Source organism: Stenotrophomonas pictorum JCM 9942 (assembly GCF_001310775.1).
GTDB classification, from domain to species: domain Bacteria; phylum Pseudomonadota; class Gammaproteobacteria; order Xanthomonadales; family Xanthomonadaceae; genus Stenotrophomonas; species Stenotrophomonas pictorum.
Genome location: NZ_BAZI01000278.1, coordinates 1 through 3,549 on the forward strand (window position 1 = coordinate 1; position 3,549 = coordinate 3,549).

The 3,549-nt window shown below is 67.9% G+C and carries 3 protein-coding genes; 1 reads left to right on the forward strand and 2 read right to left on the reverse strand.

The features are described from left to right. Window positions 1-1,012 (reverse strand): MgtC/SapB family protein (locus JCM9942_RS12335; protein ID WP_054660008.1); only part of this gene is annotated, 1,012 nt, incomplete at its 3' end. A 168-nt stretch (window positions 1,013-1,180) separates the two neighbouring features. Here JCM9942_RS12335 and JCM9942_RS12340 point away from each other — a divergent pair. Then, entirely contained in the window at window positions 1,181-2,191 is a 1,011-nt protein-coding gene (locus tag JCM9942_RS12340) for a class 1 fructose-bisphosphatase (RefSeq protein ID WP_054660010.1), read from the forward strand. Window positions 2,192-2,260: 69 nt separating this feature from the next. On the opposite strand, the gene JCM9942_RS12345 is transcribed toward JCM9942_RS12340, so the two are convergent. After that, complete coding sequence (locus JCM9942_RS12345) at window positions 2,261-3,358, reverse strand: PA0069 family radical SAM protein (RefSeq protein WP_054660012.1); 1,098 nt, start codon at window positions 3,356-3,358, stop codon at window positions 2,261-2,263. Between the last annotated feature and the right edge of the window lie 191 nt (window positions 3,359-3,549).

Sequence of the window (3,549 nt, forward strand, 5' to 3'; positions counted from 1 at the left end):
CGGCCAGCCCCGCCACCGTCGCCCCCACCAGCGCGCCGGCCTGCCCGAATACCCGGCGCAGCCCTTCAGACAGCAACAGCACCGCTGCGATGGCCACGGCGATCATCAGCGCGTGCTGCAACTGGAACGCCTTGGCGGTGGAGGTTTCCGGAACCGATTCATCCGGCACATGGCGCAGACCCAGCGCCGCAAAACCCAGCAGCACCAGCGCCGCGGTCAGCAGCGGCCAGGCACTGGCCTGCAACAGCGCAGGCGAGGTGGTACCGAGGATCGCGGCGAACAGCAGCAGCGAAGCCAGATTGGCCAGCAGCGCGGCCGATGCCGAGGGTGCCACCAGCATCGGTGAGGCACGGCTGCTGCGACCGAACCCGGCCACCGAAGCGGTAGAGGAGGCGAAGCCGGAAAGGAAACCGGCCACCGGCAGGCCCCAGCGCGCGCCCACCGCACGCAACCCGACATGGCCCAGCATTCCGGTGCCCATCACCAGCACGACGATCTGCCAGAGCTTGTACGGCACCAGCACTGCCCAGGGGTCCACCGCTGTCACCGGCAACATCGGCAGCACCACCAGCGCGCAGGCTGCCAGCAGCAGGGCATCGCGCATTTCCTGGTCGCTGATCAGCTCGCGGCTGAAACGTGCCAGCGGGGCCTTGGCCCACAGCAGGATCGCCACCACCACCCCCAGCGCGGCGGCCAGCGCGCGCTGTTGCAACGCCAACCCGCCCAGCAGCACGGTGGTCAGCATGGTGATCTCCCCCGTCAGGCCCGGGTCGTCGGCGGACGTGGCGCGGTAGCTGGTCCATGCCAGTGCCGCAGCGGCCAGCAGCGCCACCAGGAAAGCCGGCGGACCGAGCAGCATGGCCACTGTCCCCATCAGCGCCAGCAACGCATGGGTGCGTACCCCCGCCTGCAGCGGGCGGCCGTTGCCATGCTGACGCTCGCGCACCGCGCCGATCAGCAGCCCGATACCCAGTGCCGACAGCAGCCCCTGTGTCACCTGATTCCAGTCCATGCCACTCCCCTTGCAGGTCCTGCCATGGTACGAGCCCTGTAGATAAAGCCAATGGCCGGCGCGCGGGTCGATCCTGTCCACAAACGGACATGGCATGACCGCTGGCTCGAAAAAAACAGCCCGACCCACGACAATGGCGCTCCTTTCGCCTGAAGGTGGTCCTTGCCCATGTCCCGCACGTCGTTGACCCGCTTCCTGATTGAAGAGCAGCACGCCCAGCGCATCAATGCCGACCTGCGCCAGCTGGTGGCGGTGGTGGCCCGCGCCTGCACCAGCATCTCGATCGCGGTGAGCAAGGGCGCCCTGGGCGGCGTGCTCGGCGATGCCGGTACCGGCAACGTGCAGGGCGAGGCGCAAAAGAAGCTGGACGTGATTTCCAACGAGATCCTGCTGGAAGCCAATGCCTGGGGCGGCCACCTGGCGGCGTGCGCCTCGGAGGAGATGGACCACAGCCAGCGGGTGCCCTCGGAATATCCACAGGGCGACTTCCTGCTGCTGTTCGATCCGCTCGACGGCAGCTCCAACATCGACGTGAACGTGTCCGTCGGCACCATTTTCTCGGTGCTGCGGGCACCCGAGGGTGTGGATAACCCTGGGGATGAACATTTCCTGCAGGCCGGCACCCGGCAGGTCGCGGCCGGCTACTGCATCTACGGACCGAGCACGATGCTGGTGCTGACCGTGGGCCACGGCACCCATGCCTTCACCCTGGACCGCGAAACCGGCGAGTTCGTGCTGACCCAGCGCGGCATGCAGATCCCGGCCGACACCCAGGAATTCGCCATCAACATGTCCAACCAGCGCCACTGGGAGGCGCCGATGCAGGCCTATGTGACCGACCTGCTGGCCGGCAAGGACGGCGTGCGCGGCAAGAACTTCAACATGCGCTGGATCGCCTCGATGGTCGCCGACGTGCACCGCATCCTCACCCGCGGCGGCATCTTCATCTACCCGTGGGACAGCAAGGATCCGTCCAAGGCCGGCAAGCTGCGCCTGATGTACGAGGCCAACCCGATGTCTCTGCTGGTCGAGCAGGCCGGCGGTGCCGCCACCAACGGCCGTGAGCGCATCCTCGATGTCGCCCCGGAGCAGCTGCACCAGCGCGTGCCGGTGTTCCTGGGCTCCAAACACGAAGTGGCCGAAGCCACCCGTTACCACCGCGAGCACGACGCCAGGTAATCCCGATTGCCGGCCACTGTGCGCCCGCGGCCACCGGCAACGTTCCGGTGGCCGTTTTCTTTGCCGCGCTCAGAACAGCTCGCCCTGCGGTGAGGGCTTCGTCGGCGGCAGCGGTGCGGTGAACTTGCCGCAGTCCAGCGCCGGCCATTGCTGGCGCGAGGCGTTGAAGCCCAGCCGCTTGCTGGCCAGCTTGAAACGGTTGGCCAGCAGCTCGGCGTAGGCGCCCTGGCCGCGCATACGCGTACCGAACCGGCTGTCGTAGTCCTTGCCGCCGCGCAGCTGGTTGATGGTGCTCATCACGTGCTCGGCGCGCTGTGGATAATGTGCCTGCAGCCAGTCGCGGAACAGCGGCGCCACCTCATAGGGCAGGCGCAGCAGCACGTAGCCGGCACTGCCGGCACCGGCTCCACGCGCGGCCTCCAGCACCGCTTCCAGTTCGGCGTCATTGATCCACGGAATCACCGGCGCCACCATCACGCCCACCGGAATGCCGGCCTCGCTCAGGCGGCGCATCGCGCGCAACCGGGCATGGGGGGCCGAGGCGCGCGGTTCGAGCCTGGCCGACAGGTGCGGGTCCAGCGAGGTCACCGAGAAGTGCACGCTGACCAGCTGCTGCGCGGCCAGTGGCGCCAGCAGGTCGATGTCGCGCTCGACCAGCGCGTTCTTGGTGATCAGCGAAAACGGATGCCTGGTTTCGGCCAGCACCTCGATCAGCTGGCGGGTGATGCCCAGCTTGCGTTCGATCGGCTGGTAGGCATCGGTGTTGATGCCCAGCGCGATCGGCTGCGGCACGTAGCCCGGTTTGGCCAGTTCGCGGCGCAGCACCTCGGCGGCGTTGGTCTTGGCGAAGAGCTTGGTTTCGAAATCCAGGCCGGGGGACAAGTTGAGGTAGGCGTGGCTGGGCCGGGCGAAACAGTACGAGCAGCCGTGCTCGCAACCACGATACGGATTGACCGACTGGCTGAAACCCACGTCCGGCGAATTGTTGCGGCTGATGATGCTGCGCGCGATTTCCGGGCGCACGTCGGTACGCAGCCGTGGCGCGGCGAACTCCTCGCTTTCATCGGCCGACCAGCCATCGTCGACGGCTTCGGCAATCCGGGTTTCGAAACGGCCGGCAAGGTGGCTGGTCGCACCGCGGCCTTTGATGGGGGTGGGTGTAGGCATGCGCCTACGCTAGCGCGCGGCCGTCGCAGCGGGCGCGACGGTCCGTATTCAGCGCCCGCGCGCTTCAGCCGGGCTTGTGCTTTGTGTCCACGCCCTGGATCACCAGCGTGGCGCTCATCCCGGCGCTGAGCACCGCGCCCTCGGGCACCGAATGCGGATCGATGCTGACCCGCACCGGCACGCGCTGGGCC